The organism is Psychromonas arctica DSM 14288 (assembly GCF_000482725.1).
GTDB classification, from domain to species: Bacteria; Pseudomonadota; Gammaproteobacteria; order Enterobacterales; family Psychromonadaceae; genus Psychromonas; species Psychromonas arctica.
In genome coordinates, this window is the sequence record NZ_KI519493.1 from 1 (window position 1) to 5413 (window position 5413).

At 36.1% G+C, this 5413-nt stretch carries 4 protein-coding genes and 1 pseudogene; 4 read left to right on the forward strand and 1 reads right to left on the reverse strand.

What is annotated here, in order from left to right; genetic code table 11:
• The 4 genes and pseudogenes from H592_RS24325 to H592_RS0121060 all read left to right on the forward strand — a co-directional run.
• Positions 1-319 (forward strand): annotated as a pseudogene (locus H592_RS24325) (IS4 family transposase); the annotation flags it as partial.
• Positions 320-508: 189 nt separating this feature from the next.
• Positions 509-2101, forward strand: coding sequence for a hybrid sensor histidine kinase/response regulator (locus H592_RS0121045; RefSeq protein WP_028870497.1), 1593 nt, complete (start codon positions 509-511; stop codon positions 2099-2101).
• 314 nt (positions 2102-2415) lie between these two features.
• On the forward strand, positions 2416-3507 hold the full coding sequence (locus H592_RS23110; RefSeq protein ID WP_051369308.1) for a response regulator: 1092 nt from the start codon (positions 2416-2418) through the stop codon (positions 3505-3507).
• Between the two features lie 551 nt (positions 3508-4058).
• Positions 4059-5051, forward strand: coding sequence for a hypothetical protein (locus H592_RS0121060; protein WP_028870499.1), 993 nt, complete (start codon positions 4059-4061; stop codon positions 5049-5051).
• Here H592_RS0121060 and H592_RS0121065 read toward each other — a convergent pair.
• Positions 5042-5413 (reverse strand): IS1595 family transposase (locus H592_RS0121065; protein WP_169727680.1); only part of this gene is annotated, 372 nt, incomplete at its 5' end. The two genes, H592_RS0121060 and H592_RS0121065, sit on opposite strands and share 10 nt — an antisense overlap.

The window sequence follows — 5413 nt, forward strand, 5'->3', positions numbered from 1 at the left end:
TTACAGTGCTTATATTGCCTCAATACACCTAACTGGCCTAAGGTTTTGCATTCTGCTTTTTGCCAAACAAGAAGAAGGCTCGGCAAGACTTAGTGATGTAAGAAATGATTTTGAAGAAAATTTGAGTTGCCTGAACTTTGCCAGTAAATTGTGGGGATTATTCAAAGCGTTGATCGCGGGTGCATTAAATGAAATGACAAGTTTAACAAACGTTGATAAACATGACGTGTTAAACAAAATTGAAAAAATGGTTGTCGATTTTTTTACGCAAGTCATGCAAATGGATAGTTTCACCTTGCGGCAAGAGGCGCTAGAATGATGAAACGTCCACTTTTATGGGCTAAAAGTGAACTCCGAAACTTGAGTTAATATTATTAATGATATTTTAGACTTTTCAAAAATAGAAGCAGGTAAAATAGAACTTGAAAAGACCTCATTTCAATTAGAAACGGCGATAATTAATTCATTATCCTTGGTCAAGCAAAGCTTGGCGAAAAAAGACATTGAAATGCTAGTAGAGATAACAAGTAATTCATTATTGAATGACACTAAAGTGCTTGTTGGCGACGCCATTAGGCTCGGCCAGATACTAAATAACCTATTATCAAATGCGATCAAATTTACCCAATGTGGTCACATAAAACTCACCATCTCCACAATAGAAAACACCGCTACGCAAACAACACTTAGCTTCTCAGTAGAGGATACTGGTATCGGTATGACAGATGAGCAAGTGAGTCGATTATTTCTAGAGTTTGAACAAGCAGATAGCTCAACAACACGTAAGTATGGCGGTACTGGTTTAGGCCTTGCTATCACAAAAAATTTAATCGAATTAATGGAGGGGGAAATAAAGGTCAACAGCACCCCACATAAAGGAACTACTTTTTCATTCAGTGCAAAATTTGATTTACCTAAAAAACAGCCCCTTGCCCATAGCCAAATCAATGTTGCAAATTTACGAGTGTTGATTGTTGATCAACAACAAAAATCAAGATTGCATTTACAAGCGATGATGCAACGACTTGAAGTAGGCAGTGAGGTTGAGCATGGCATAGAAATGACCGATAGCGGTCTTGAGGGCCTTCTCATGATACAAAATAAATATGATACAGGAACACCTTATGATTTAGTCTTTTTTGATTGGACGAGTAAAGATATTTCAGGAAAGCAGTTTTTACAATCCCACAGTGAGAAAAGATATTTAGAGAAAACTAAGTTGATCATGATGTCTGCTAATGAATATGGAAATATGCATAAAACAGCCACAAAATATGCGATTGAACATTTATTATCTAAACCTATTTTACCGACAACACTGAAGAATGTATTCAATTCCATTACCACTTCAGAAAGCAAATTGGCTCGGTCTCTCTCAACTAAAAACGAGCTAAGTCTACAGGGCATTAAGATATTATTAGTAGAAGATAACAAAACCAATCAACAACTCGCGATAGAATTATTAAAAATGAAAGGCGCTTTAATCGATACGGCAAATAACGGGCAAGAAGCAGTACAAAAAATATTAAATGGCAAAATAACCCAATATAATATCGTGTTAATGGATTTGCAAATGCCTGTCATGGATGGCTATGCAGCAACTAAACTATTACGTGAACATCAAAAATTTGCAGGCTTGCCTATTGTCGCGATGACAGCACATGCGATGGAGCAAGATATTCAGAAGAGCCGTCTTTGTGGCATGAACGGACATATATCAAAGCCGATAATTCCCGAATTACTCTACGCCACAATCTATGAATTGCATAATAAGATGTCTCTGTTACCTCTTGCCACGGAAACTAATAAAACCATTGATAGCGAGGCTATGTTTGCTCCTATTACAGGTTTGAATATCGTCCAGGGCTTAAAGAATTCAGCAGGCAGAGCTGACTTATACCAAAAAGCGCTAGTTAATTTTTTTAACGATTTCAAAAATTTTTCGGAAAAGTTTACATTATTATTAGCAGCAAGAGATTGGAAGAGCGCAGAGTTAATGGCCCATTCCTTAAAAGGTTTGACGGAAACAATAGGAGCTAATCAATTGACTCAACCAGCCGTTGAGCTTGAGCAAGTGTGTAAACATGCAAGTTACTCCTAGGCGACAGTGATCCTAAATAAACTACTCACTGAATTAAACCCGTTATTAATCCAATTAAAAAAAATACACCTTCATAGCGAACCTCACAAAAGTCCAACAATATCGGTAATTAGCGATGTACTTATATTATTAGAGTGTCTACTTTTAGAGAGTGATGTAGAAGTTATCGAACAATGGAATAGAAACTATCCACTATTAACCAATGTATTACCTGAAAAAATACTTTTACAAATTAACCAATGTATCAATAATTTTGAATTTGATAGTGCTTTAAATCACTTACAAGAATATAAAAATAGAGAAGGAATGTATTAATGACGGGGTTAAATGACAAACCTACTATTTTAATTGTGGATGATACACCGGCAAATCTAACTCTTTTAATGGGCTTACTTAAAGATAAATATCGGATTGTAGCGGCTAACAATGGAAAAAAAGCGATTGAACTTGCACTTGCTTCGCCTCCAGATTTGATATTACTTGATATCATGATGCCAGATATCGATGGCTATGAAGTATGTATTCGCCTAAAAGAAAGTGAAATAACACAGCACGTCCCTATTATATTTTTAACTGCTAAAGTTTCAGTAGAAGATGAAGAGCGTGGTTTTGAATTAGGCGCCGTCGATTTTATACATAAACCTATCAGTCCTTCGATAGTCATGGCGAGGGTGAATACACATATTAAGCTTAAAACTTGGCAAAATTATTTACTTGATAATAACATTTGGTTAGAAAAAGAAGTGTCACGACGCTTAGCTCAAGTGAACAAATTACAAGATGCGACTATATATGTAATGGTCTCTCTTGCAGAGTTTCGAGATGAGTGCACAGGTAACCATATTCGTCGTACACAGGAATATGTTCGCTCGCTAGCAGAGGAACTGACTAAATTACCTCATTATGCGTCTACATTAACACCCGAAGTCATTGATTTGATCACCAAGTCATCGCCATTACACGATATCGGTAAAATAACCATACCAGATAATATTTTGCTTAAACCAGGCAGGCATACTGAGGCTGAGTTTGAAATAATGAAAACTCACTCACAACGGGGTTATGACATTCTAAAACAAGCCAGTGGTTTGATGGGGGGGCAAGGTGAACTACTCCGTTATGCAATGGATATCGCACTGTATCACCATGAAAAATGGGATGGTTCTGGATATCCGAAAGCATTGGTAGGTAATAATATTCCGTTAGCAGCTAGATTAATGGCTGTCGCCGATGTCTATGACGCATTACGCAGTGCACGCCCCTATAAAGAACCTTTTTCACATCAGCAATCAATGGAGATAATTGCTAAAGGCAAAGGCCATCATTTCGACCCTGAAATTGTTGAGGCATTGTTTGCCATTGAAGAAAAATGCATATCAATCATAGATAATTGGCCAGACGATTAAAGTACACTACTTTGATTCACCTATTTATCGCTGTTGTATCTAATCTGAGAGTGGAATAATGATGGCTGAATATATCAATGATTTAAGTAATCAGACTTTATTACTTAAATCAGCGTTGAAAATTGACATAATTATTAAGTAAAAACCTCATTAGGTAATGCGTGAAAGCATCACTCTCTTCTCCCGCAATAAAAACTCCGATAATACAGTCTGCCACGAGGCGTCCTCTTTTGAGAAAAAAAGTGACATTCCTTTTTATTTATAAAATTTAGATATCGATATAAGCCACTAAGAATATTAATAAAAAGTAAATATCAACTCCAATAAGTATTGGAGCAACTAAAAAAATCAAATAAAACAAATAAAATAATATAAACTGTAATCAATATAGGGTAAATAATGAATGATAAGTGCTTACAAAAGTAAAGTGACTCACAAACTTTTTAAGCTTCATCCCTTGCAACAAAAAACAGAGTAGATAAAAAAGGATTCGATTCTACGACATATTTATATCAATAAGTGGACTAAATAATTTATGTTGGAAATATAACTTGGCTATCAATAGCCTTTTTGATTACAAACTCCTGATTAAAATGTTACCACTGGCGATGCTTTATCATAACAATGCACACGCAGAGATAAGTTATGATTTTTCAGGTTTTGGTACCCTAGGTTTTGCTGTTTCAAATAATCCCTCACCATATCTTCAATATATTGATAATGAAGGAACTTTTTCAAAGGACAGCTTAATCGCAGCGCAACTTGACATTAAATTTTCTTCCAAGTTAAGTGCAACAATACAAGCTAAACTCGCAGCCAATAACTCACAAGCTAACGGAGTGGATGTTGATATCACTTGGGCTTTTTTGTCTTATCGTCCAAATAATGACTGGTTATTCCGTATCGGTGAACTACAAGTCCCTGGTTACCTAAACTCAGTGAATAGAGATGTAGGTGTGACTTATAATTACGCTCGCTTACCTGCAGAAACGGACTCAACCTCTCCTATATATCATTTCACAGGGGCGGCAATCAGTAAAACATTCAACTTTGATGACAGCGATTTCATTGTTGATCTCTATACCGGTAAAAAAACAACGGACCTTCGCTACTATATTGGTAATGATATAGCGGGCGCTTACAATCAAGGTAGCAGTTATAACCAAGTAGATATTGATCTCGTTGGCATGTCCTTTAGTTACAAAACACCTAAACATACCTTTGTAGCAGCAATACATAGAGTAAAAGTAAAAAATGAAGGAGGTGAAGAATGGTTAAAAGAGATCGGATTCACAGAGATTATACCAGGTTCAGATATCGGGTATTATAATAATGATCCTAGCAGTGGAGCCTCTGTAACCAATCGTTTTAATTTATATCTTGCTAATATTGGAGCAGATATTTCTCTTGGTAATGACCTGCGCTTAGCTTCTGAGTTAGTGTATAGAAAAACCAATGATCTCAATATTGGCATAAACGGTATTTTAGGTTACGTATCACTACAAAAAAGAGGCTCTGTTCCATTACACTGTTGTCACCTATAAGCGGCGAGTAAAATTTGTTGAAAATCATACTTTGCGCTACTTTCTCTAAACCAAGTTAGATAATGCGGTAAATACTTAGTCGCTACCCCTTTCATTTTGCCTACCACCCAACTCTTAAAGTGAGTGATTGCACCATTAACGGTTTGGATGTGGTAAATATTGTCTATTACTCTATCTTTCCCATTGATTAATCGTTTATGATCACAATTCTTGTGCTCTGCAATATTCACATAAGGCCATGCACCATCACTACAAAGTACGGAGTTACTTATGATATGTGGTTCGAAATTCGCTTCTATTTCTGAAGCTGTATCCGCTGCTAACACCTTATTAACTATATGTTTACTGCGATCAATTGAAAG

Bases quoted from the DNA above. Each gene is read 5' to 3' on its own strand.
- H592_RS0121045 (WP_028870497.1), top strand. From the start codon at position 509: ATGCTAGTAGAGATAACAAGTAATTCATTATTGAATGACACTAAAGTG.
- H592_RS23110 (WP_051369308.1), top strand. From the start codon at position 2,416: ATGACGGGGTTAAATGACAAACCTACTATTTTAATTGTGGATGATACA.